Below are 25196 nucleotides of genomic sequence, written 5' to 3'. Positions count from 1 at the left end.
TTATAGTGATACATAGTCCCTTTCTTTTATAAAGTTTTTCAACATGATTAGTAAGGAGAGAATAGGATATGACAAAAACTCAACAAGTTATTGAACAAACACAAAATTTTGGTGCAGCAAACTATCATCCACTGCCAATCGTTATTTCAGAGGCTGAGGGTGCTTGGGTTAAAGATCCAGAAGGTAACAAATATTTAGATATGTTATCTGCTTATTCAGCAGTAAACCAAGGACACCGTCACCCAAAAATTATCGCTGCTTTAAAAGAGCAAGCTGATAAAGTAACGTTAACTTCACGTGCTTTTTACAGTGAAAACCTTGGTGAATGGTATGAGCTAGTAGGGAAATTAACAAATAAAGAAATGGTATTACCAATGAATACTGGTGCTGAAGCAGTAGAAACTGCGTTTAAAGCAGCTCGTCGTTGGGCATATGATGTAAAAGGCGTAGAAGAAGGTAAAGCTGAAGTTATTGCATGTAATGGTAACTTCCATGGTCGTACAATGCTAGCTGTATCTTTATCTTCTGATGAAGAATACCGTCGTGGTTTTGGTCCAATGCTACCAAATGTTAAATTAGTAGATTATGGTAATCTTGAAGCTTTAAAAGCGGCTATTACACCAAACACTGCTGCATTTTTAATTGAGCCAATTCAAGGTGAAGCGGGTATCGTCATTCCAACAGAAGGCTTCTTAAAAGCAGCTCGTGAACTTTGCCGTGAAAACAATGTACTTTTCATTGCTGACGAAATTCAAGCTGGTTTAGCACGTACAGGTAAAATGTTTGCTTGTGATTGGGAAGAAGTAGAACCAGATATGTATATCTTGGGTAAAGCTCTAGGTGGCGGCGTATTCCCAATTTCTTGTGTGGCTGCAAACCGTAGTATTTTAGGTGTATTCAACCCGGGTTCACATGGTTCAACTTTTGGCGGTAATCCTTTAGCTTGTGCAGTTTCAATTGCATCAATTAAAGTATTATTAGATGAAAAATTAGCAGAGCGTTCACACGAACTTGGCGAATACTTCAAAGGTAAATTAAAAGAAATTAACAACCCAGTTATTAAGGAAGTACGTGGTCGTGGTTTATTTATCGGTATGGAGCTAACAGAAGCGGCTCGTCCATACTGTGAAAAACTTAAAGAATTAGGTCTATTATGTAAAGAAACACATGATACAGTAATTCGTTTTGCACCACCACTTGTTATTTCTCAAGAGGATTTAGATTGGTCAATTGAACAAATTGAAAAAGTATTTAAACTTTAACAAAATGTTCACATTTTAATTCGGAAGTATGTTACAATGATGCCGATAACTATCATTAAAAAAAACAAAGAGGCGATTTAATAATGTCTGAAAACTTAAATCTTTTCACATCAACACAAGATGTCATTCAAGATGCTCTAAATAAACTTGGCTATGATGAAGCAATGTATGAATTACTAAAAGAACCGCTTCGCATGCTACAAGTACGTATCCCAGTGAAAATGGATGATGGTACAACAAAAGTATTTACTGGTTACCGTGCACAACATAATGATGCTGTAGGACCAACTAAAGGTGGGGTTCGTTTCCACCCACAAGTGTCTGAGGAGGAAGTTAAAGCGCTTTCAATGTGGATGACATTGAAATGTGGTATTGTCGATCTACCGTACGGCGGTGGTAAAGGCGGTGTCATTTGTGATCCTCGTCAAATGTCAATGGGCGAAATCGAACGTTTAAGCCGTGGCTATGTTCGTGCGGTAAGTCAAATCGTAGGACCAACAAAAGATATTCCTGCGCCAGACGTATTTACAAATGCACAAATTATGGCATGGATGATGGATGAATATAGCCGAATGGATGAGTTCAACTCTCCAGGCTTCATCACTGGTAAGCCACTAGTACTTGGTGGTTCTCAAGGTCGTGACCGTGCGACTGCACAAGGTGTTACAATCGTAATCGAAGAAGCAGCAAAAAAACGTGGTATTGATATTAAAGGTGCTCGTGTTGTTATTCAAGGATTTGGTAACGCAGGAAGCTTCCTTGCAAAATTCATGCATGATTTAGGTGCGAAAGTAATCGGTATTTCAGATGCTTATGGTGCACTTCATGATCCTGAAGGTTTAGATATCGACTATTTATTAGATCGTCGCGATAGCTTCGGAACAGTAACTACTTTATTTGAAAACACAATTTCAAACAAAGAATTGTTAGAGCTTGATTGTGATATTTTAGTACCAGCTGCTATTGAAAACCAAATTACTGCTGACAATGCGCATAATGTGAAAGCAAATATCGTAGTAGAAGCAGCAAATGGTCCAACAACAGCTGAAGCAACTAAAATCTTAACAGAGCGTGGCATTTTACTTGTACCAGACGTATTAGCCTCTGCAGGGGGAGTTACAGTTTCTTACTTTGAATGGGTGCAAAATAACCAAGGTTATTATTGGACAGAAGAAGAAGTGGAAGAACGTCTATACAAAAAAATGGTCGAAGCATTTGATAATGTATATACAACAGCAACAACACGTAACATCAACATGCGCTTAGCAGCTTACATGGTAGGTGTTCGCCGTACTGCAGAAGCTTCTCGCTTCCGTGGTTGGGTTTAAGCAAAAAATGAAAAAACGAGTCATTTCCTTAATCGGATGACTCGTTTTTTTCATTTTTATTCTTATAAATAAGATGTTCAAGTCGCTGCTCCAACATCACTTTCTTCTCCTGTCGTACTCTCCGTACCTGAAGATATTGAAACGTAACAACCACTCCAATTAGCAGGATACAACAAAAAACGACAATCATAAGCACAGTCATAGCAAAATTCCTTTTCCTTTAAGTAACTCTAACTATACAGATGCAGCCTATACAAATTCTGAACATATGTACTATTAAAATCAGAGAGAGTCTTCGAAATTGAGCCTTTTGTTCAGAACTTGTTCAGAAGCATTATAGTAAATTAGGGTGTGTTGATACAAGAATTATAGGAGGGTGTAGCGAAAGTAAATGAACAAAAGAGTTTTTGAATGGAGGGTAAAAAATGGAGAGGAAACAGAAAAAATGGTGGCAACGTTCATTAGCACTGATGCTCTCGCTAGTGCTAGTGGTATGTAGTTTTGTGACAGGAGCAGTACCAGTGAAAGTACATGCGGCGGAGAATTCTGCAGAATTTTACGTAGCCAGCTACGGCAATGACTCCAATGATGGGAGCCATGAAAATCCTTTTGCTACCTTGTACAAAGCATATGAAGCTGTCGGGGGAACGGGAACGATTTATGTTCTGGATGAAATCAAATTGTCACCCTATACTGGAGCAAAATTCCTTGAAATTAATGGAGGTAGCAATATTACTATCACCTCGGCTGGTACAGATACGGCAGTGATAAAACGTGATGGTGTGGGAACACTTTTTGATGTTACTAGTGGTCAGCTTACCTTGAAAAATATTGTTATTAATGGTGATAATTTTCCTAACAATGGAAGAATCGCTAATGTCTATAATAGTTCTAGACTAATTATAGAAGATGGTGCCATTTTAAGAAATAATGTAAACAATTTAACAGGAAGTGCAGTCTATATTAGAGACACTACTTCAGTCATGATCATGACTGGCGGAGAAATTATAGGAAATAAACAAAGTACTACAGGTGCTGTATTCATGGATAATGGTTCATTTACTATGACTGGAGGCAAAATTACAGGCAATAGTGGTGGTGGAGTTCACGTAAAGGGCGGAGAGTTTAACCTTTCTGGCAATGCCGATATCACACAGAATACCGTAGGGGAATCGGAACAAAATGTTTATTTGGAAGGCGGTAAAATACTTAATCTAAGTGGCAACTTTACAGGGAAAGCAGGCATTAACGCTGTGGGACGTATGACTGTAGGTAGTCAGTTTGGAAATGCAACTGGTGGAAGTTGGACAGGGCTAGAAAATCTATTTGCTGACAACAATCCAGATCTCTTTGCATTTTATGGTGAAGGTAATGTTATAGAATGGCAATTGCCACCATCCTTAGAAATCAAAGTTCCAGCAGGAAATGAGGTATACGAATCACAACCTAGATTTGAAGGGACTGCGGATAAGGGTTCTACTGTTTCAGTAGAAATAAAAGACAAAGCTGGAACGGTCATTGACACACCATCTGTTATCGTCAATGCAGATGGGACTTGGAGCTTCATACCAACATCTGAATTGGATGAGGGTGAGTATACGGTAGAAGTAACAGTCATGAGGAATGGTAAGACTTCAACTGCGATAAAGAATATAATGGTGACATTACCCTCAACTTCATACCCAGGTGGAGTAAGCTCAGGTTTAATCTCTTGGATAGATGTAGAACGAAGTGCGGAAATACAAGCTGGAACAACTAAGATTACACAATTAAAAGACCTAGCAGATGATGGGAAATGGAATCCGGTACAAGAAATAGCAAATGATAATCTACCTAACGCATTTAATTTTAACAGTGGAATTCAAATTAACGCTAGTAAGGGGTATTATACACGCTCAGCAAGTGAAATTGGTTCCAATAATGATTCTTCACGAGAAGTATTCTCTGTACAGGCAAGTGAGAATTATAGTGGATTTCCATGGGAATTCGGGGGAGAAAACACTGGTATGAATGCCGCTTATGGAATAAATAACGGCAAAACTATTCGTACCTATTTCGGTAGAGCATTAGGTCACTTAAACATCACAGTTGCCGACTATGAGCTTAAAAATGGAGCGCTGTTAAACGTCTGGAGTGCAGCAAATGATTGGGCACTAACGTTAAACGGGAATAAATTGGCTCATCTTACTGAAAATACGCCGAAATTTGCCTCTCCTGCAGGCGGTAAATATTATTTCGGTGCAGGTCATAATAGTCGCTTTAACGGGGTAATAGCTGAAACGATTCTTTTTAATCGTAAATTGGGAGATAACGAGCAAAAGCAAGTCAACAGTTATCTGGCTTTAAAATACGGTCTAACATTGAAAGACGATTATATCGCAAGTGATGGTTCCACAACAATGTGGACAACCTCTACAGACTATGGCAACCATATTACAGGTATTGGTCGTGATGATAATGGTGCTTTATATCAAAAACAATCAAAATCTCAAGTGAATGGTGCGAATATTACAATTGCTTTGGGAAATGAGATCCAAGCAACGAATGCAGAAAACCTTAATACGATCACAAACGACAAATCCTTTTTCGTGTTTAGTGATAACGGACAAGACGCAATATTTGCTACTCCATTATCTAAAGAAGCTGAGCAATTACAACATACTAATCGTGTCTACAAACTAGAAAAAACAAATTGGTCAGATACAGATATTACGTTACAAGTAGACAAAGTAGAAGGTGCAACAGAATGGCCGCTCTATTTAGTTATTAGTGCAGACGACCAATTTGACACTAGCGATTCATTCCACCAGCTTACAGATGGAAAAGTAACGTTAGATAGTAGTAAATTTTCGAATGGTGCATACTTTACGATTGCAGTACCTGTGCCAACATTTGAAAGTGCGGCGCTCGAGCAAGCACAAGCAGGGGGCAAACAAATTACCCTGACATTTGACCAAGATGTCACACTGTCTGATGGAAAAGGCTTTACGATTACTGTTGGTGGTAATACTATTGAGGGTGCAACTTTTACAGTTGATCCAACTGATGCGAAAAAAGTCATTATTACACTACCAGATGGAACAGACGTAATAGGCAAAAAAGTAACTGTTAAATATGTTACTACTCAAGGAAGCTTAAAAGGGACAAGTGGTGTGCCTGTAAGTAACTTTGATAAAGAAGTAACAATGCAAAATCCAGATATTGATAAAGAATATGTAGACTATATAGCAACTACAGAAGTTGCTGGGATGTCTCCAGAGGGCGTATCATACGACAGAACTGTAGGTAAATTCACAGTACCAAAAGATGTGGAGAAATTTACATTTAATGATGGTGACAAAAAAATGCAAGCGACAAAAGATGCTAATGGTGAGTGGATTATTGAAGATGTAGATACTGTAACACCGCCTTCTTATAATGATCTATTTACAATTCAGCAACCTACAGGCGTTATAAATGATTCAAAGCCAGAAATCAGTGGTACTGTTGCTGTGACAACAACACCTTCTACAGTAAAAATTGAGCTGAAAAATAGCAATAATGAAACGATATTAATAGACGGAATTGCGTTAGTTGACCCAATAACTGGGGAATGGACATTCACACCACCAAATAATTTAGATGAGGGAATATACACAATTATTGCTACAGCTACAAATGGTACAGAAACTGCTGTAAAAAAACATACTTTCACCGTTGATACATTGCAAGTAGTTGATAAAACTAAGTTACAAAACAAAGTAAATGAAAGTAACAGTTTTATTTCAAGCAACTACACTCCAGAGAGCTGGGGACAGTATCAAAAGGCTTTACACAATGCTCAAGAAGTACTGGACAATCCAAATGCAACAAAAGAGGAAGTACAGGCTACTTTCGCCGCATTAACTACGGCACAGGAAGCGCTTGTAAAGAAACCTATATTGACTACTTCAGGTCTAGGCTCACTAGTACCATCTCAAGGTGCATTAAATCCAAGCTTCTCATCAGAAGTAACAGATTATACAATGAACGTTGATTATGCCACAACACAATTATCGTTCTTAGCAACACCAATTACTTCAGGTGCTTCGGTGACGACAACGGTCAATGGACAACTAGGTACTCTTGCACAAATTCCACTACAAGTAGGGGAAAATATAATTGTGATTACAGTGGCGGATGGAAACGGCAATGTGAGACATTACACGATTAAAGTATATCGCGAAGCCTATACAGGTGGAGGTCATTCAGGTGGCGGAAGTACATGGACGCCAGACCCAACACCACCACCGACACCAAGTGAAACAAAAATAAAAATTCAAGTAGAACTCGAAATTGATGGTGACAACCCACTTGAAAAAACAACAGTGGAGATTGAACGTACGAAGCATGCGAATGGTGACGTAACAGACTTTGTCAACTTAACACCAGCACAAGCACTAGAAGCAGTAGAAAAAGCGAAACAAATTGGTAATAGCATTGCCCGTATTGTTATTCCTGATGTCAAAGATGAAGTAGATCAAGTAAAGGTAGAAGTACCAAAACAATCTCTACAAACGTTACGTGACAATGGTTTATCACTAGAAATTTCAACAGAAAATGGTCATATTGCGATTCCGCATAGCTCAATGGAAGGTATTGACGACAACTTCTACTTCCGTTTAGTACCAGTGAAGAAGGAAAGTGAGCGTCAAGCGATTGAGGAACGTGCAAAAGCAGAGCAAGTCGTACGTGAAACACTAGAAAGTGATGATGTGCATGTTGTAGCACGTCCAATGACAATTGAAACGAATATGCCAAGTCGTCCAGTTCAAGTAACACTACCTTTAAAAGGGGTGAATATACCGACAGTGGCAGCAGAGCGTCAAGCATTCCTTGATGAATTAGCTGTATTCATTGAACACTCAGATGGCGAGAAAAAAGTAGTGTTCCCTGAAGTCGTAACAATGGCGAATGGTGAACTGGGTCTACGTTTCACGGTAGATAAGTTCAGTATATTTACGATTATTCAATTTAAAAAACCAGAGGTAAGTGAGCACGAGGCTTATATTAAAGGATTCCCGAATGGTACATTTGGTCCTGATAAGAACGTGACACGTGCACAAGTGGCCATCATGATGGCTCGTATTTTAGGCTATACAGAAGGGCAAACAGTCAATAAAGCACCATTTAAAGATGTAAAAAAAGACCATAGTGCTGCAGGAGCAATTGCCTTTGTTAAAGAACAGGGCATAATGAATGGTGATCAAAACGGTAACTTCCATGCAAATGCCAACATTACGCGTGCTGAAATGGCGGCGGTCGTAGCCAACTATAAACAGCTTTCTGTAGAAGAAGGTATGGCGATTACATTCAAGGATACAAAAGGCCATTGGGCACAATGGATTATTGAAGCAAATCGCGCTGCTGGCATTATCAACGGTCTTGAGGACGGAAGTTTTGCACCAAATGCAGCGTTAACACGTGCACAAGCTGTCGTAATGATGAACCGTATGTTTGAACGCGGTCCATTACATGGTGTGACACAACCAAGCTTCCCAGATGTTAAAGCCACACATTGGGCATTTAAAGAAATCGAAGAAGCAGCCAATTCTCATAAGTATTTTATTGATGAGGATGGAAAAGAGCAACTTTCAAAATAATAATATAAGCAGGCAAGGTAGAAATTCCTTAGCCTGCTTTTAATTTTGAATGGAATGAATTATGCTTCATTAAATAATCCATTGTTCAGATTTTGTTCATGCATTCTATGTTACTATTCGAAAGGAGTTGATTGAAAAAAACATAAGCAATATGATGTTAACATACATAAGAATTTACTCGTCTACGGAGGCGTGATAATGAAAAAGAATATCCTACTCATCGTGAGTATTATCATGCTGTTTGTTATGGTCTTTTGCTTTAGCAATTGGCATTATTTCTCCAATAATCAGCCTCAACTGGTGCATGAAGGTGTTGTGAAAATAGAGGAGGAGCAATTACAAAAACCGGTCAAGCTAGAAGGAGATTGGGCTTTTTATCCAAACGTCTTAATTCCTTCGTGGGAAAAGCTTGATAACTATGAAAATCAACGGCTTACATTAGATGTTCCTTTTAATTGGGGGAAATATGTACAGCCAAATGAAGATGGGCTTGAAGTTGGCACTTATCACGTAAAAGTAGAGGTGCCAACGGAAGCGTTTTACGGCCTATATATTCGAACAATCCGACAGGCAAGTCGTGTTTTTATAAACGGAGTAGAGGTAGGATCTAAAGGAAAAGCAAGCACAGTGTTAAGCGAGTATGGCTCTGAAAATGATGATAAATATACTGTATACGCTTATAGTGATAATAAAGAATTAGACATCATCATTCATGTGGCGAACTACAATTATTTTCAGCCTGGTATCGTCTATCCTATTGAATTTGGCACGAAGAAGGTTATTCAACAGCAATTTAATTGGAAAGTGTTTTTAGATGCATTAATCAGTATTGGGCATATCGTTATTGGGGTCGTTTATACTTTTACCTATATACAGAACCGCAAACGTAAAGAAGAGCTGTTCTTTGGCATTTTTACCATTTCATTAGGGTTTTATATGTCATTTATTAATCAAAAGGTGTTTTTCCTTTTATTTTCGGACTTTGAACCTGTCAATCAATTGCGTTTACAGCTAGGTTCAATTCCGATAGCGCTACTATCTTTAACACTTTTTATTTATTCGATGTATCCGCAACTTCAAAAGAGAAAATTCATTTATATGCTTGTGGCCTTACTCGGAGTTGTCTTTGTTTTTTATGGAATTTATAATCCCATAACTCAAAATGCAAGAGCATCTTCAGATTTGGAGGTGTTCCTGAGGAAAATAGCGTATATCAGTGTAACGGCACCCGTTATTTTCTATAATGTTTGGATTCTGATCCGAGTGATGTTAAATCGACTTGAAGGTGTTCGTTATGTGTTAATCGTTATTTCCGCTATTTGTTGTTATACGATTTTACTTATTATCAATTTTTTATTTAGCGTACCCATTGATTATACAGAATTTGTGCTGTTTTTATTGATCTTATTCGGCTTTGCTTCGTTATTAAATTACCGGGCTAATCAAGCATTTGAGAAAATCCAAACTTTATCAGAAGAATTGCTGGCACACAATCAAATGAAGGATGAATTTCTACTAAAAACGTCACATGAATTACGCACCCCTCTTAATGGTATTTTAAATTTATCAAAAACCTTAATGGAAGGTTCGCAGGGACCGTTGAAGCGGACGCAACAGGAGCAAGTCATATTGATTCATAATGTCACACAGCGGTTAGGACATTTAGTAGAGGATTTATTGTTTTCATCTAACCAAATGACGGGTGAAGTAAGGGTTTCTCCTCGCCATGTCCCTATCTCAGTTATCAATGAGGTAGTAAAAGAAATTCGTAGTGTGATGCCTAAGAACAGTCAAGTCCGTTTACATGCTGAAGTTGATTTAGCGCTGCCAGCTATATGGACAGACGAGTTACGCTTTAAGCAAGTGCTCTATAATTTACTACATAATGCCATGAAATACACGGAAAATGGCGAAATCATAGTAACGGCATATGTTCATGAAGAACATATGGTGATCCAAGTGAGTGATACAGGCGCTGGCATTCCTGCACAGGATATAGATCGAATCTTCAATGCCTTTTATCAAGTAAATAATCAATATAAAAAAGAAGGGCTTGGTTTGGGATTAAGTATTACTAAAAATATTGTGGAAAAATTAAATGGTGACATTCGAGTAACAAGTGAGTTAGGACAGGGGACAACATTTACGTTTACAATGCCACTCGCAACAGAGGAATACGAAAACATTGAACAATCACCTGCGATAGGCACATATACAACTACTGAGGTACTTCAACTTAACTTACCATTGATTCATAAAGGAAATGATAAAAAAATACTTGTGGTGGATGATAATCATGTCAATATAAAAGCTTTAGCTGACGCATTAGCTTCAAAAGGATATACAGTGATAGCTGTTGATAATGGTTTTGATGCTGTAGATTATATTAAAACAAATAAAGTAGATTGTATGTTAATAGATTTGATGATGAATGGGATGTCAGGTTATGAGTTATGTAAACGGGTACGCAAACAATATGATATGCTAGAATTGCCGATTATTATCTTAACAGCAATCATGAAGCACTCCGATCTAGTTTTATCTTTAAAACTAGGTGCAAATGATTACTTACAAAAACCTCTTTCAATGGATGAACTATTTATTCGCATTGAATCTTTGTTAGCAGTTCGTCAATCTTCCATAGATGCCATAGAAGTAGAAATGAATTATTTATATTCACAGGTCACGCCTCATTTTGTGTATAACACACTTAATACAATTATTGGTTTGAGCTATACGGATATGGACAATTCCCGTGAAGCACTTTATTGTTTGGCAACGTATTTCAGAGCAAAGCTTAATGTCCATTATCGAAATAGCTTTGTTTCTGTTGAAGAGGAGATGGAGCTGGTAAAAGCATACTTATATATTGAAAAAATGCGTTTTGGTGATCGTCTAACAATTAAATATGATATTGATGAATCCATTCATTTAATGATTCCTGCATTATCTATTCAGCCATTAGTTGAAAATGCTATTTTCCATGGTATTTCTAAAAAACAAGAGGGCGGTACAGTGGAGATAAGTGTTCAGCGTGAGGGACAGTTTGTTCGATTTAAAATCTATGATAATGGTGTTGGTATTCCTGAGGAAAAACTTCATCAGCTACTAAATGAAGAAAGTACCCGTATTGGCTTTATGAATCCGTTAAAGAAATTCAAATTAATGAAAAATGCAAGTTTACGTTTATATAGTCAAGAAGGAAAGGGGACCACTATTGTCGTTTTATTACCAGAGGATGGAGAGCATGAATATAATTATTGTTGATGATGAAAAAATGGCGATCGATGTTTTAACCATCATGCTAAAACGGCTTACACAATTTAAGATTGACATCAAGGGGGCATTTACAAACGCAGCAGATGCCCTCCATTTTCTTGAAAAAGATACAGTAAATCTTATCTTTTTAGATATTGAAATGATCGAAATGCATGGTATACAAGTGGCTGAACAATTGCTACAAAAATACCCTTCCTTACAAATTGTTTTTGTGACGGCCCATGCCCAATTTGCCGTGGATGCATTTGAAGTAGAAGCAACAGATTATTTATTAAAGCCTGTCCATGAAAAACGACTGGTTAATGCATTAGTAAAAGCACAGAAAAAAATGCAATTACAAGTAGAAGCACGCCCAGTTAGTAAAGAGAATTTTATCTATGCGCATACTTTAGGAAGTTTCTATTTACTCGATGCTAAGCAGGAGGTCATAAAGTGGCGTACTAGGAAGACACGTGAGCTGTTCTTATATCTATGGTTTCATCATAAAAAGCCTATGATGAGTGTTGTCATTATTGAGGAATTATGGCCAAATATAGATTTTGAGAGGGCGACAAGTAATTTACATACTACGATCTATCAATTAAGAAAACTGCTAAAAGAAAATGGAATGCAAGTTTCCATTCAATTAATAAATAACCACTATCAATTAAATGTAGAAATTAAAAGTGATTTTGATTATCTTAACCAATTATTGGAACAAAGTACACATGACGAATCTTCCATTCAGCAATTATTAAATTGCTATGAAGGTGATTTTTTGGCTGAGGAGGAATATTCCTGGGCTATTCAAATGAGGCTTCGTTTAAAACAGTCTGTATTGCATGTGCTTGAAACATATATTGCCCATTCAAAATCTGTTAATTCTTTGTTGAAATATAATTGTCTGCAAAAATTGCTAGAGCTAGATGAGTTTAATGAAAAGTATATGTTTCTTTTGTTAAATTTTTTAATCACGCAAAATAAAAAACAGGAATGTACAAAGTGCTATGAAGCTATTCAGGAAAAATTAGCTGAGATTCATATGCCTATCCCTGAGAACATTCATAAAATTTATAATGAATATATGTCGAAAGTGTAATCTTTGCTTTCTTTAGCGTAATTATGAGAAAATCCAACTAGAAAGGGGCGAATTAGATGGATTCATTTACTTTTTTTAACCCAGTTAAACTACATTTTGGTGAGGATGCACTTGAAAAATTGCCGAAAGAATTAGAGCAATTTGGAAACAAGGTATTAGTTGTATATGGTGGCGGAAGTATTAAATCGAATGGTGTATACGATGCTGTTATAGAAAAATTACAACAGGCGGATAAAACCGTATTTGAATTAGGTGGTGTAGAGCCAAATCCACGAGTAGAAACAGCTAGACGAGGTATTGAGATATGCAAAACTGAAGGAATTGACTTAGTTCTTGCTGTTGGTGGTGGTTCAGTAATCGATTGTTCTAAATTAATTGTTGCTGGCGCTAAGTATGATGGAGATGCTTGGGATATCGTGAAACGTAAAGTGTTTGTAGAACAAGCTATACCACTAGGAACGGTATTAACACTTGCTGCTACAGGCTCAGAAATGAATGCTGGATCTGTGATAACGAATGCTGCTACGGAAGAAAAACTAAGTTGGGGTAGTCCAGCAGCCTTCCCGAAATTTTCGATACTAAACCCAGCATATACAGTGACTGTACCTAAAAATCACACTGTGTATGGAATAGTGGATATGATGTCACATGTATTTGAGCAATATTTCCACAATACAACGAATACTCCTATCACAGATGAAATGTGTGAAGGGGTATTGCGAACGGTTATTACGACAGCTCTAAAATTATTAGAGGACCTAGAAAATACAAAGTTACGCGAAACCATTCTATTAGCAGGGACAATTGGTTTAAATGGATTCCTATCAATTGGTTCACGAGGGGATTGGGCATCTCATAATATTGAACATGCAGTGTCTGCTGTATATGACATTCCACATGCAGGTGGTTTAGCCATTCTTCAACCGCATTGGATGCGTTTAAATGTACCAGTAAATCCTGAGCGTTTTGCAGGTATAGCAACACGTGTGTTTGGAGTCGAGGCAACAGGCAAAACAGTAGAAGAGGTTGCTTATGAGGGGATTGATCGTTTATCTGCATTTTGGACATCATTAGGGGCACCTAGTCGTTTGGCAGATTACGATATTGATGATTCGAAATTCCAGCAAATTGTAGATCATGCTATGCAAAATGGCCCTTTTGGCAACTTTAATCGATTGCAAGAGGAAGATGTAAGAACCATTTTACGAAATTCTCTTTAATACTTTAAGTATGAGGCTATGCTTATAGCCTCATACTTTTTTTATTGCAAGGTTAAGAAAAATTAACGATTAATGTAGAATTTTGTCGTAGAAGTTTCTTTAGTCCTGCAATATAATAAAATAGATACATAATAGAAGGAATGCAAATGTATTTTTCTTTATTTTAAGTGAGGAAAGTCATGTTTTTAATTGAGTCATTCAACCTATATTGTAGATTATTTTACTATAAGGTGATTTATGGGATGACAGAAAAGGATAGTTTTTTGTCGTAATCAGTCAATTCGTGTGTCAATGTTCAGAAGTTGTTCAGCCACCTTTACTAAAATAATTACAATATTAAACAAAGAGGAGAGGGATCAAATGTTGAAACAATTGCTACAGGATCGTATTGTTACATTAAGTTGTATAGAAATGCCATTTCAGCAACATGTATATAAAATGCAAAATTGTGTAGAGGTATTGGGGATTGAAACGAAATCATTGCAAATTGAAAATGATAAAATTATCACTGGATACATTGTAGATCAAAGTATATTTTTTAAAAGCGTGCGTTTTGGGCGAACGAATGTTATTTTTTCGGATGGTGTAAATAAAGCAATTGTACAATTATTTGTTCGTCCTTCTGGAGAAATTGTTGTAGAAGTTAAGCCGTATTTGGGGGGGGCTGAGATTGTTCCTGTTTATTATCGAACAATTTTAGCAGATACAGCTATTGCAATTGATTTAAAAGGTGCTTTAAAACATTATTTGGTAGCCCATCAATTTATGAATATAGAAGATTCAATTGCTGAAGTACATTATCAATCCATGCATCCGAATGTATTAAAGGATTCTTTTTTAGGAAATTTCGTGTTGGGTTGTCATGTGGATGGCAGAAATATTCTCAATGCAGAAGAATATGCATTAGCTAATCGTCAAGCCTCCTTACTATTTTCAAAAATCGTTATTCAGCAGAATGGTAAAAGACAAATGATTGCTTGTAATAAATTACTTACTTTTATGATTACAAACCATGTTTATGTAGGTTATGAGGATATTCCTAATTTAAAATTAGTCTAACAAATAGCCAACTGCCTGAAATACGGCAATTGGCTATTTTATAAAGTATTAAATGGAGTTGTTTGGTTTTTCACCAACGTGTATCCAACTTGTTTTCCCATCATCTTCGTCGAATAATATAGCTACTTTAGATACTCCTTTTTGGCTTAGGATTACCTCTGTTAAATGATCCCGAACATCATCTAAAAAGGCTAACGATAAAAACGGATCAGCTTCAGCCACTAATTCTACATGTAAAAACTCTCCTTCTTTAATCACTTCAAGACGCACAATATCTTTGATATTTGGATCATCCATTACGAGGTGAGCGATATGGTTTAACATCTCTTCATCAGTTTCACCAATGACACCACGTGCGTTATCAAGGAATACCTTACCTACAACATAAAACATCATGACCCCAATTATCATCGAAACTAGTCCTTCTATTCGACCCCAACCTGTAAAATAAGCAATTAAAATAGCAGCAAAGGCTAAGAAGTTGCCCCCAGTAGCAACTAAATCTTCCATAAAAACTAATTTTGTTGCCGGTTTTGCTCTATTCAAGTATGTGAATGCTTTCGGAATAGATGCGATACCTGCTTTTTCTTGACCTGATTCATGTAGCACTTCTGCAGCCGCTTTAGCTAGCACTGTCCCTTCTAAAACAATCCCGATGAATAATACTCCTAGGGCAATCAATATCCCGCTAGACTCTCCTGTGGGATGAATAAAATGATGCCAACCTTCTTTTATTGTTTCATAAGAAAGGATAGCTACAATTATTACGGCGAAAAGGCATACTAAATTGACAATACGACCAAAGCCACCGGGAAATTGTTTTGTAGGTGCCTTTTTAGAGAGTGCTGAACCTATATACACAAATAATTGGTTTGCTGCATCGCCTAGAGAGTGCATCATTTCTGCAAACATCGCAACGTTACCTGTAAAGAAAAAGGCGATTCCTTTAATAATTCCTAAAAATGCATTTACACATGCAGCCATTAGAGAGGGTTTGTTACCGTCTTTTAGTAGTTTTAATAGTTCTGCCATAAAAAATCCTCCAACTAGTTTAAAATTTCCATTTCGATTTTTTCTATATAAGATAGTGCTCGTAATGAACGATAAAATGACAACAAATTATCCGAGACGATTAAGGAAAGACGTAAATCTAACTCATGTAAAACACTATCGTTTTTTAAGTGCACATCTTTAATGCGTATATTTTCAATGATAATGTTGTTGTCCTTTAAAAATAATAGAAATGATTCTGTATGGTTGTCATCATCAATTTGGACTTTTAATAAAATTTCCCGCATACGAATTCGCTTTGGTCCGATTTTCATAAGAAAAGGTGATAGTACTTCAATTCCAAAAACAATGATCACAACAGCTAGTGTTGCATCCATGTAAAAACCTGCACCAACCGCAATACCAATACCAGCGGCTCCCCAAATCATAGCAGCGGTTGTTAAACCCGTAATGCTGTCATTCCCGCGTCTTAGAATGACTCCTGCACCAAGAAAGCCAATTCCACTAACAATTTGTGCGGCTAAACGAAGAGGGTCCATCGTAATATTAATATCTTCTCTAGCGGGGGTTGAGTAGGCAGTTTCAATGGAGATAATCGTTAATAAGCAGCTGAAAGTAGCAATAACTAAACTTGTTTTTAATCCAACTGGTTTTTTCTTTAATTCCCTTTCGATACCGATTACTAAACTTAATGTGGCTGCAATAACTAATTTTATGCCAACTTCATATGTAATCATATTTTCGAATAATGTTTCCATACACAACCCTCCATTGATATTTCGTATTGCTAAGAGATATGCAAACTGTCATTATTATATGTGCATCACTTTTTTGTATTGTACAACATGAAGTAAGGACATATAAGTATTTTTTTAGGAAGGTGGGGTTTTTTGGAGCAGCCAAAAATCCATCCATACATCCCGATTGTGATTGGTGTAATTTCAGTATCGATGTCAGCTATTTTTGTGAAATTAGCATCGGCGGAAGCGGGGATTATAGCATTTTATCGCATGCTATTTTCCGTTTTAATCATGGCGCCATGGTTTTTAAGGGGATATACAAAGGAGTTAACGACTTTAAAAAGACGTGATTGGCTATTTTCTTCAGTTGCAGGGATTTTTTTAGCCTTTCATTTTATATTATGGTTTGAATCACTCAACTATACTTCAGTAGCAAGTTCAACAGTTTTAGTAACACTACAACCTTTGTTTGCGTTTGTGGGCACTTACTTTTTCTTTAAAGAGAAAATTACGATGAAAACAATTGTAGCAGGATCAATTGCAATAATAGGAAGTGTTTTAATTAGTTGGGGCGATTTTAAAGTAAGTGGAACAGCCTTATATGGAGATGTACTGGCGCTCGTTGCTTGTGCACTAGCGACAGCTTATTTTCTATTAGGACAGGATGTACGTAAGAGATTATCACTTGTGACCTATACAATGGTTGTATATGTTGTAAGTACCATCACTTTATTTATATATGTAATGGTTAAAGGGGAATCTTTTGGTCCATATTCTTCGATGGATTGGTTATGGTTTATCTTATTAGCGTTAATACCAAATTTACTTGGTCATACTTTGTTTAATTGGTCAATTAAATACGTCAGTACGAATGTTGTTTCAATTGCTATATTATTTGAGCCTGTAGGAGCTGCTCTTTTAGCTTTGGTGATATTTAAAGAGTATTTAATCATGACACAAATCATCGGTGGATTGATTGTATTAGCAGGAATTCTATTGTTTGTAATAGATATTAAAAAGATTTTTAATTTTTTTAAGAAAAATGCTTGATTTTTAAAATGCTATATTATATATTATTACTTGTCCTTAACAAGAAGGAACGCTTGAAAATAAAATTTTGAAAAGTTGTTGACTTTTAGTCGGGGATGAGATAAGATAATAAAGTCGCTGAAAACGACTTAAATAAAATGTACCTTGAAAACTGAACAAGCAAAACGTAATCAATAAAGTTTTAAGTAGCTAGTTTTGCTAGTGAACAAAACAAAAATTTTGGACATCAAACATGATGCCAGCAAAACAATTTGAGCTAATCAAATTTCTTTTATGGAGAGTTTGATCCTGGCTCAGGACGAACGCTGGCGGCGTGCCTAATACATGCAAGTCGAGCGAACAGAAAAGGAGCTTGCTCCTTTGACGTTAGCGGCGGACGGGTGAGTAACACGTGGGCAACCTACCCTATAGTTTGGGATAACTCCGGGAAACCGGGGCTAATACCGAATAATGTCTTTTGCTTCATGGTGAAAGACTGAAAGACGGTTTCGGCTGTCGCTATAGGATGGGCCCGCGGCGCATTAGCTAGTTGGTGAGGTAACGGCTCACCAAGGCGACGATGCGTAGCCGACCTGAGAGGGTGATCGGCCACACTGGGACTGAGACACGGCCCAGACTCCTACGGGAGGCAGCAGTAGGGAATCTTCCACAATGGGCGAAAGCCTGATGGAGCAACGCCGCGTGAGTGAAGAAGGTTTTCGGATCGTAAAACTCTGTTGTAAGGGAAGAACAAGTACAGTAGTAACTGGCTGTACCTTGACGGTACCTTATTAGAAAGCCACGGCTAACTACGTGCCAGCAGCCGCGGTAATACGTAGGTGGCAAGCGTTGTCCGGAATTATTGGGCGTAAAGCGCGCGCAGGCGGTCCTTTAAGTCTGATGTGAAAGCCCACGGCTCAACCGTGGAGGGTCATTGGAAACTGGGGGACTTGAGTGCAGAAGAGGAAAGTGGAATTCCAAGTGTAGCGGTGAAATGCGTAGAGATTTGGAGGAACACCAGTGGCGAAGGCGACTTTCTGGTCTGTAACTGACGCTGAGGCGCGAAAGCGTGGGGAGCAAACAGGATTAGATACCCTGGTAGTCCACGCCGTAAACGATGAGTGCTAAGTGTTAGGGGGTTTCCGCCCCTTAGTGCTGCAGCTAACGCATTAAGCACTCCGCCTGGGGAGTACGGTCGCAAGACTGAAACTCAAAGGAATTGACGGGGGCCCGCACAAGCGGTGGAGCATGTGGTTTAATTCGAAGCAACGCGAAGAACCTTACCAGGTCTTGACATCCCGTTGACCACTGTAGAGATATAGTTTCCCCTTCGGGGGCAACGGTGACAGGTGGTGCATGGTTGTCGTCAGCTCGTGTCGTGAGATGTTGGGTTAAGTCCCGCAACGAGCGCAACCCTTGATCTTAGTTGCCATCATTTAGTTGGGCACTCTAAGGTGACTGCCGGTGACAAACCGGAGGAAGGTGGGGATGACGTCAAATCATCATGCCCCTTATGACCTGGGCTACACACGTGCTACAATGGACGATACAAACGGTTGCCAACTCGCGAGAGGGAGCTAATCCGATAAAGTCGTTCTCAGTTCGGATTGTAGGCTGCAACTCGCCTACATGAAGCCGGAATCGCTAGTAATCGCGGATCAGCATGCCGCGGTGAATACGTTCCCGGGCCTTGTACACACCGCCCGTCACACCACGAGAGTTTGTAACACCCGAAGTCGGTGAGGTAACCTTTTGGAGCCAGCCGCCGAAGGTGGGATAGATGATTGGGGTGAAGTCGTAACAAGGTAGCCGTATCGGAAGGTGCGGCTGGATCACCTCCTTTCTAAGGATTATTTCGGAATACAAACCTTGGGTTTGTAAGATTACGTTTTGCGTTCAGTTTTGAAGGTTCATTCTATCTGAATGAAACACTTCAAAACTTGTTCTTTGAAAACTGGATAAAACGACATTGAAATTGTAACAAACACATTTATTTTTTTAAGTTTTTTATAGGCTTAATAACTTGGTTAAGTTATTAAGGGCGCACGGCGAATGCCTTGGCACTAGGAGCCGAAGAAGGACGGCACTAACACCGATATGCTTCGGGGAGCTGTAAGTGAGCTTTGATCCGGAGATTTCCGAATGGGGGAACCCACTACGTTTAATCGCGTAGTATCTTGACGTGAATACATAGCGTCTTGAAGGCAGACCCAGGGAACTGAAACATCTAAGTACCTGGAGGAAGAGAAAGAAAAATCGATTCCCTGAGTAGCGGCGAGCGAAACGGGAAGAGCCCAAACCAAGAGGCTTGCCTCTTGGGGTTGTAGGACACTCTATACGGAGTTACAAAAGAGCGAGTTAGATGAAGCGACTTGGAAAGGTCCGCCAGAGCAGGTAAAAGCCCTGTAGTCGAAAGTTCGTTCTCTCCTGAGTGGATCCTGAGTACGGCGGAACACGTGAAATTCCGTCGGAATCCGGGAGGACCATCTCCCAAGGCTAAATACTACCTAGTGACCGATAGTGAACCAGTACCGTGAGGGAAAGGTGAAAAGCACCCCGGAAGGGGAGTGAAAGAGATCCTGAAACCGTGTGCCTACAAGTAGTTAGAGCCCGTTAATGGGTGATAGCGTGCCTTTTGTAGAATGAACCGGCGAGTTACGATTACGTGCGAGGTTAAGCTTTAGAAGGCGGAGCCGCAGCGAAAGCGAGTCTGAATAGGGCGAAATAGTACGTGGTCGTAGACCCGAAACCAGGTGATCTACCCATGTCCAGGGTGAAGGTGAGGTAACACTTACTGGAGGCCCGAACCCACGCACGTTGAAAAGTGCGGGGATGAGGTGTGGGTAGCGGAGAAATTCCAATCGAACTTGGAGATAGCTGGTTCTCTCCGAAATAGCTTTAGGGCTAGCCTCGTGATGAGAATACTGGAGGTAGAGCACTGTTTGGACTAGGGGGCCATCCCGGTTTACCGAATTCAGACAAACTCCGAATGCCAGATATTTATACACGGGAGTCAGACTGCGAGTGATAAGATCCGTAGTCAAAAGGGAAACAGCCCAGACCACCAGCTAAGGTCCCAAAGTAATCGTTAAGTGGAAAAGGATGTGGCGTTGCACAGACAACCAGGATGTTGGCTTAGAAGCAGCCATCATTTAAAGAGTGCGTAATAGCTCACTGGTCGAGTGACGCTGCGCCGAAAATGTATCGGGGCTAAACGATTCACCGAAGCTGTGGATTGACATCTACGATGTCAGTGGTAGGAGAGCGTTCTAAGTGCGTTGAAGTCAGATCGGAAGGACTGGTGGAGCGCTTAGAAGTGAGAATGCCGGTATGAGTAGCGAAAGACGGGTGAGAATCCCGTCCACCGTATGACTAAGGTTTCCTGAGGAAGGCTCGTCCGCTCAGGGTTAGTCGGGACCTAAGCCGAGGCCGATAGGCGTAGGCGATGGACAACAGGTTGATATTCCTGTACCACCTCCTCACCGTTTGAGAAATGGGGGGACGCAGTAGGATAGGGTAAGCGCGCCGTTGGTTGTGCGCGTCCAAGCAGTAAGGCGTGTGTGTAGGCAAATCCGCACACTGTAACGTTGAGCTGTGATGGCGAGTCCGTATGGACGAAGTTCCTGATTTCACACTGCCAAGAAAAGCCTCTATCGAGGTGAGAGGTGCCCGTACCGCAAACCGACACAGGTAGTCGAGGAGAGAATCCTAAGGTGTGCGAGAGAACTCTCGTTAAGGAACTCGGCAAAATGACCCCGTAACTTCGGGAGAAGGGGTGCTCTTGAGCGTGCAAGCGCATGAGAGCCGCAGTGAATAGGCCCAGGCGACTGTTTAGCAAAAACACAGGTCTCTGCAAAACCGTAAGGTGACGTATAGGGGCTGACGCCTGCCCGGTGCTGGAAGGTTAAGAGGAGTGGTTAGCACAAGCGAAGCTGCGAATTGAAGCCCCAGTAAACGGCGGCCGTAACTATAACGGTCCTAAGGTAGCGAAATTCCTTGTCGGGTAAGTTCCGACCCGCACGAAAGGCGTAACGATCTGGGCACTGTCTCAACGAGAGACTCGGTGAAATTATAGTACCTGTGAAGATGCAGGTTACCCGCGACAGGACGGAAAGACCCCGTGGAGCTTTACTGTAGCCTGATATTGAATTTTGGTACAACTTGTACAGGATAGGTAGGAGCCAGAGATCTCGGAGCGCCAGCTTCGAAGGAGGCGTCGGTGGGATACTACCCTGGTTGTATTGAAATTCTAACCCATGCCCCTTAGCGGGGCAGGAGACAGTGTCAGGCGGACAGTTTGACTGGGGCGGTCGCCTCCTAAAAGGTAACGGAGGCGCCCAAAGGTTCCCTCAGAATGGTTGGAAATCATTCGTAGAGTGTAAAGGCACAAGGGAGCTTGACTGCGAGACCTACAAGTCGAGCAGGGTCGAAAGACGGGCTTAGTGATCCGGTGGTTCCGCATGGAAGGGCCATCGCTCAACGGATAAAAGCTACCCCGGGGATAACAGGCTTATCTCCCCCAAGAGTCCACATCGACGGGGAGGTTTGGCACCTCGATGTCGGCTCATCGCATCCTGGGGCTGTAGTCGGTCCCAAGGGTTGGGCTGTTCGCCCATTAAAGCGGTACGCGAGCTGGGTTCAGAACGTCGTGAGACAGTTCGGTCCCTATCCGTCGTGGGCGTAGGAAATTTGAGAGGAGCTGTCCTTAGTACGAGAGGACCGGGATGGACACACCGCTGGTGTACCAGTTGTCTTGCCAAAGGCATCGCTGGGTAGCTATGTGTGGACGGGATAAGTGCTGAAAGCATCTAAGCATGAAGCCCCCCTCAAGATGAGATTTCCCATTACGCAAGTAAGTAAGATCCCTCAAAGACGATGAGGTAGATAGGTTCGAGGTGGAAGTGTGGTGACACATGGAGCTGACGAATACTAATCGATCGAGGACTTAACCAAAAAAGTTTGAAACATTCAATGCACCGTTTATCCAGTTTTGAAAGAGCAAATCTTTCTAAAAAGAGAGCTTCTAGACACAGCAGTACGCCGTGTATGGAAGGTCGACATAGTCTAGTGATGATGGCAAAGAGGTCACACCCGTTCCCATACCGAACACGGAAGTTAAGCTCTTTAGCGCCGATGGTAGTTGGGGGCTTCCCCCTGTGAGAGTAGGACGTCGCTAGGCATAATACCCAGGAGGATTAGCTCAGCTGGGAGAGCATCTGCCTTACAAGCAGAGGGTCGGCGGTTCGAGCCCGTCATCCTCCACCATATGCCGGTTTAGCTCAGCAGGTAGAGCAACTGACTTGTAATCAGTAGGTCGTGGGTTCGATTCCTATAGCCGGCACCATTTTTTCGAGCCATTAGCTCAGTTGGTAGAGCATCTGACTTTTAATCAGAGGGTCGAAGGTTCGAGTCCTTCATGGCTCACCATTTATAAATAATAATAAGCGGGTGTGGCGGAATTGGCAGACGCACTAGACTTAGGATCTAGCGCCGCAAGGCGTGGGGGTTCGACTCCCTTCACCCGCACCATTATTTTCATTGCCAGATAAAAAAGCTTATGCACATGCGGAAGTAGTTCAGTGGTAGAACACCACCTTGCCAAGGTGGGGGTCGCGAGTTCGAACCTCGTCTTCCGCTCCAAATGTGCCGGGGTGGCGGAACTGGCAGACGCACAGGACTTAAAATCCTGCGGTAGGTGACTACCGTACCGGTTCGATTCCGGTCCTCGGCACCATTTTAAATGCGCCCGTAGCTCAATTGGATAGAGCGTCTGACTACGGATCAGAAGGTTATGGGTTCGACTCCTGTCGGGCGCGCCAAAAGAACAACGGGAAGTAGCTCAGCTTGGTAGAGCACTTGGTTTGGGACCAAGGGGTCGCAGGTTCGAATCCTGTCTTCCCGACCATTTCCAAAAAGATTATGGGGCCTTAGCTCAGCTGGGAGAGCGCCTGCCTTGCACGCAGGAGGTCAGCGGTTCGATCCCGCTAGGCTCCACCATAAGTAAATTAACCAGTATAAAGATCCTGGCGGCGTAGCTCAGCTGGCTAGAGCGTACGGTTCATACCCGTAAGGTCGGGGGTTCGATCCCCTCTGCCGCCATCTTAAAGGACCTTTAGCTCAGTTGGTTAGAGCAGACGGCTCATAACCGTCCGGTCGCAGGTTCGAGTCCTGCAAGGTCCACCATTTATATATTGTAACGGAGGTATACCCAAGTCTGGCTGAAGGGATCGGTCTTGAAAACCGACAGGCGGGTAACACCGCGCGGGGGTTCGAATCCCTCTACCTCCTCCAGTTTTAAATTTTTATAAATGGTGCTTTAAAAACTCGAAACAACATAAAATTATCGCGGGGTGGAGCAGTGGTAGCTCGTCGGGCTCATAACCCGAAGGTCGTTGGTTCAAATCCGGCCCCCGCAACCAAAAGGTCCCGTGGTGTAGCGGTTAACATGCCTGCCTGTCACGCAGGAGATCGCCGGTTCGATCCCGGTCGGGACCGCCATTTTTAAAATAAAAGTCATGAGAAGCAAAAAAGTGAGCAAGCTTAGCATGGACGAAATGGGTCAGTAGCTCAGTTGGTAGAGCATTAGATTGAAGCTCTAAGTGTCGGCGGTTCGATTCCGTCCTGACCCACCATTTATGCGGGTGTAGTTTAATGGTAAAACCTCAGCCTTCCAAGCTGATGTCGTGGGTTCGATTCCCATCACCCGCTCCAAGGGCCTATAGCTCAGCTGGTTAGAGCGCACGCCTGATAAGCGTGAGGTCGATGGTTCGAGTCCATTTAGGCCCACCATTATTCCGAAGTAGCTCAGTTGGTAGTAGCACCTGACTGTTAATCAGGTTGTCGCAGGTTCGAGTCCTGCCTTCGGAGCCATTTTTTATTTTGGGGAAGTACTCAAGAGGCTGAAGAGGCGCCCCTGCTAAGGGTGTAGGTCGGGTAACCGGCGCGAGGGTTCAAATCCCTCCTTCTCCGCCATGGGCCCGTTGGTCAAGTGGTTAAGACACCGCCCTTTCACGGCGGTAACACGGGTTCGAATCCCGTACGGGTCATACTAGAAACAGTAGATGCAATTGCATCTACTGTTTTTTGATATTCATAGATACAAAATTTACTCTTGATTCAATGCATTTTCATCCATATAAACTACTTCCCAGATATGCCCATCTACATCTTGAAAACCCCAACCATACATAAATCCGTGATCTTGTGGTTCACTATAAGGTTTACCACCAGAGGCAAGTGCCTTATTCACTAGTTGATCTACTTGTTCTCGGTTTTCAGCAGAGAGACATAAGATTGCTTCTGCAGAAGTAGTAGTATCTGTAACTTCTTTTTTACTAAATCCTTTAAATCGTTCTTCAACCATTATTAATACGAAGATATTTTCATTAATAATCATTGAGGCTGTTGTTTCATCACTGAATTGTTGATTGAACTCAAAACCTAATTCCTTAAAAAAACTGATAGATTTGTTTAGATCTTTTACTGGTAAATTGATAAAGATATTTTTCGATTGAAAAGCCATTTAGTATCACCTCCAAATTGACAGTATCATGGAGCATAAAGTCGTGT

11 protein-coding genes, 20 tRNA genes and 3 rRNA genes are annotated in these 25196 nt (G+C 40.7%); 31 read left to right on the top strand and 3 right to left on the bottom strand.

The window, feature by feature from the left end:
* The first annotated feature begins 68 nt into the window (after positions 1 to 68).
* The 7 genes from HXV90_RS17755 to HXV90_RS17725 all read left to right on the top strand — a co-directional run bounded on the left by HXV90_RS17755 (position 69) and on the right by HXV90_RS17725 (position 14847).
* A complete protein-coding gene (locus HXV90_RS17755) occupies positions 69 to 1262 on the top strand; it encodes an ornithine--oxo-acid transaminase (protein WP_004233780.1) in 1194 nt (397 codons plus the stop codon).
* 83 nt (positions 1263 to 1345) lie between these two features.
* On the top strand, positions 1346 to 2590 hold the full coding sequence (locus HXV90_RS17750) for a Glu/Leu/Phe/Val family dehydrogenase (RefSeq protein WP_004233781.1): 1245 nt from the start codon (positions 1346 to 1348) through the stop codon (positions 2588 to 2590).
* A 425-nt stretch (positions 2591 to 3015) separates the two neighbouring features.
* Complete coding sequence (locus tag HXV90_RS17745) at positions 3016 to 8211, top strand: DUF8202 domain-containing protein (protein ID WP_269897687.1); 5196 nt, start codon at positions 3016 to 3018, stop codon at positions 8209 to 8211.
* A gap of 198 nt (positions 8212 to 8409) precedes the next feature.
* Positions 8410 to 11478, top strand: coding sequence for a sensor histidine kinase (locus HXV90_RS17740; RefSeq protein WP_269897686.1), 3069 nt, complete (start codon positions 8410 to 8412; stop codon positions 11476 to 11478).
* A complete protein-coding gene (locus HXV90_RS17735; protein ID WP_269897685.1) occupies positions 11459 to 12568 on the top strand; it encodes a response regulator in 1110 nt (369 codons plus the stop codon). The genes HXV90_RS17740 and HXV90_RS17735 overlap by 20 nt, the downstream gene beginning before the upstream one ends.
* Before the next feature lie 56 nt (positions 12569 to 12624).
* Positions 12625 to 13788 (top strand): iron-containing alcohol dehydrogenase, encoded by a 1164-nt coding sequence (locus tag HXV90_RS17730; protein WP_269897684.1) that lies wholly within the window; start codon positions 12625 to 12627, stop codon positions 13786 to 13788.
* A gap of 360 nt (positions 13789 to 14148) precedes the next feature.
* Positions 14149 to 14847 carry a hypothetical protein gene (locus HXV90_RS17725; RefSeq protein WP_269897683.1) on the top strand — a complete coding sequence of 233 codons (699 nt, stop codon included), beginning with the start codon at positions 14149 to 14151 and terminating at the stop codon, positions 14845 to 14847.
* Positions 14848 to 14895: 48 nt separating this feature from the next.
* Here HXV90_RS17725 and HXV90_RS17720 read toward each other — a convergent pair whose 3' ends face one another.
* Both HXV90_RS17720 and HXV90_RS17715 read right to left on the bottom strand, forming a co-directional pair.
* The gene (locus HXV90_RS17720; protein WP_112116431.1) at positions 14896 to 15879 is read right to left on the bottom strand and encodes a cation diffusion facilitator family transporter; all 984 of its coding nucleotides are present in this window, start codon (positions 15877 to 15879) and stop codon (positions 14896 to 14898) included.
* A 14-nt stretch (positions 15880 to 15893) separates the two neighbouring features.
* Positions 15894 to 16616, bottom strand: coding sequence for an MgtC/SapB family protein (locus HXV90_RS17715; protein ID WP_004233792.1), 723 nt, complete (start codon positions 16614 to 16616; stop codon positions 15894 to 15896).
* Between the two features lie 132 nt (positions 16617 to 16748).
* On the opposite strand from HXV90_RS17715, the gene HXV90_RS17710 reads away from it, so the two are divergent.
* The 24 genes from HXV90_RS17710 (at position 16749) to HXV90_RS17595 (ending at position 24673) form a co-directional block, all read left to right on the top strand.
* Entirely contained in the window at positions 16749 to 17648 is a 900-nt protein-coding gene (locus tag HXV90_RS17710) for a DMT family transporter (protein WP_112116429.1), read from the top strand.
* A gap of 270 nt (positions 17649 to 17918) precedes the next feature.
* Positions 17919 to 19470 (top strand): 16S ribosomal RNA (locus HXV90_RS17705).
* Positions 19471 to 19652: 182 nt separating this feature from the next.
* A 23S ribosomal RNA gene (locus HXV90_RS17700) occupies positions 19653 to 22580 on the top strand.
* Between the two features lie 110 nt (positions 22581 to 22690).
* A 5S ribosomal RNA gene (gene rrf / locus HXV90_RS17695) occupies positions 22691 to 22806 on the top strand.
* The 16S, 23S and 5S rRNA genes sit together here with 20 tRNA genes alongside, the layout of an rRNA operon.
* 10 nt (positions 22807 to 22816) lie before the next feature.
* A tRNA-Val gene (locus tag HXV90_RS17690) sits at positions 22817 to 22892 on the top strand.
* Between the two features lie 3 nt (positions 22893 to 22895).
* Positions 22896 to 22971: transfer RNA gene (locus tag HXV90_RS17685), tRNA-Thr, on the top strand.
* Positions 22972 to 22978: 7 nt separating this feature from the next.
* Positions 22979 to 23054: transfer RNA gene (locus HXV90_RS17680), tRNA-Lys, on the top strand.
* A 17-nt stretch (positions 23055 to 23071) separates the two neighbouring features.
* Positions 23072 to 23156: transfer RNA gene (locus tag HXV90_RS17675), tRNA-Leu, on the top strand.
* 36 nt (positions 23157 to 23192) lie between these two features.
* Positions 23193 to 23267 (top strand) — tRNA-Gly (locus tag HXV90_RS17670).
* Between the two features lie 5 nt (positions 23268 to 23272).
* Positions 23273 to 23361: transfer RNA gene (locus HXV90_RS17665), tRNA-Leu, on the top strand.
* Positions 23362 to 23369: 8 nt separating this feature from the next.
* A tRNA-Arg gene (locus tag HXV90_RS17660) sits at positions 23370 to 23446 on the top strand.
* A gap of 9 nt (positions 23447 to 23455) precedes the next feature.
* A tRNA-Pro gene (locus HXV90_RS17655) sits at positions 23456 to 23532 on the top strand.
* Positions 23533 to 23548: 16 nt separating this feature from the next.
* A tRNA-Ala gene (locus HXV90_RS17650) sits at positions 23549 to 23624 on the top strand.
* A 28-nt stretch (positions 23625 to 23652) separates the two neighbouring features.
* Positions 23653 to 23726: transfer RNA gene (locus tag HXV90_RS17645), tRNA-Met, on the top strand.
* A gap of 7 nt (positions 23727 to 23733) precedes the next feature.
* A tRNA-Ile gene (locus HXV90_RS17640) sits at positions 23734 to 23810 on the top strand.
* 15 nt (positions 23811 to 23825) lie between these two features.
* Positions 23826 to 23918, top strand: a tRNA-Ser gene (locus HXV90_RS17635).
* A 53-nt stretch (positions 23919 to 23971) separates the two neighbouring features.
* Positions 23972 to 24046: transfer RNA gene (locus HXV90_RS17630), tRNA-Met, on the top strand.
* Between the two features lie 3 nt (positions 24047 to 24049).
* Positions 24050 to 24125 (top strand) — tRNA-Asp (locus HXV90_RS17625).
* A gap of 58 nt (positions 24126 to 24183) precedes the next feature.
* Positions 24184 to 24259: transfer RNA gene (locus tag HXV90_RS17620), tRNA-Phe, on the top strand.
* A gap of 5 nt (positions 24260 to 24264) precedes the next feature.
* Positions 24265 to 24338 (top strand) — tRNA-Gly (locus tag HXV90_RS17615).
* 1 nt (position 24339) lies between these two features.
* Positions 24340 to 24416, top strand: a tRNA-Ile gene (locus HXV90_RS17610).
* 4 nt (positions 24417 to 24420) lie between these two features.
* Positions 24421 to 24497 (top strand) — tRNA-Asn (locus tag HXV90_RS17605).
* 11 nt (positions 24498 to 24508) lie between these two features.
* Positions 24509 to 24599 (top strand) — tRNA-Ser (locus HXV90_RS17600).
* Positions 24600 to 24601: 2 nt separating this feature from the next.
* Positions 24602 to 24673, top strand: a tRNA-Glu gene (locus HXV90_RS17595).
* A 59-nt stretch (positions 24674 to 24732) separates the two neighbouring features.
* Here HXV90_RS17595 and HXV90_RS17590 read toward each other — a convergent pair.
* Positions 24733 to 25149: a VOC family protein gene (locus HXV90_RS17590; protein WP_257962332.1), complete on the bottom strand. Its 417-nt coding sequence runs from the start codon at positions 25147 to 25149 to the stop codon at positions 24733 to 24735.
* Between the last annotated feature and the right edge of the window lie 47 nt (positions 25150 to 25196).

Source organism: Lysinibacillus sp. JK80 (assembly GCF_027557635.1).
Classification (GTDB): domain Bacteria; phylum Bacillota; class Bacilli; order Bacillales_A; family Planococcaceae; genus Lysinibacillus; species Lysinibacillus capsici.
The sequence above is the reverse complement of the archived record's forward strand: the minus strand, read 5'-3'. Positions and strand labels throughout refer to the sequence as shown.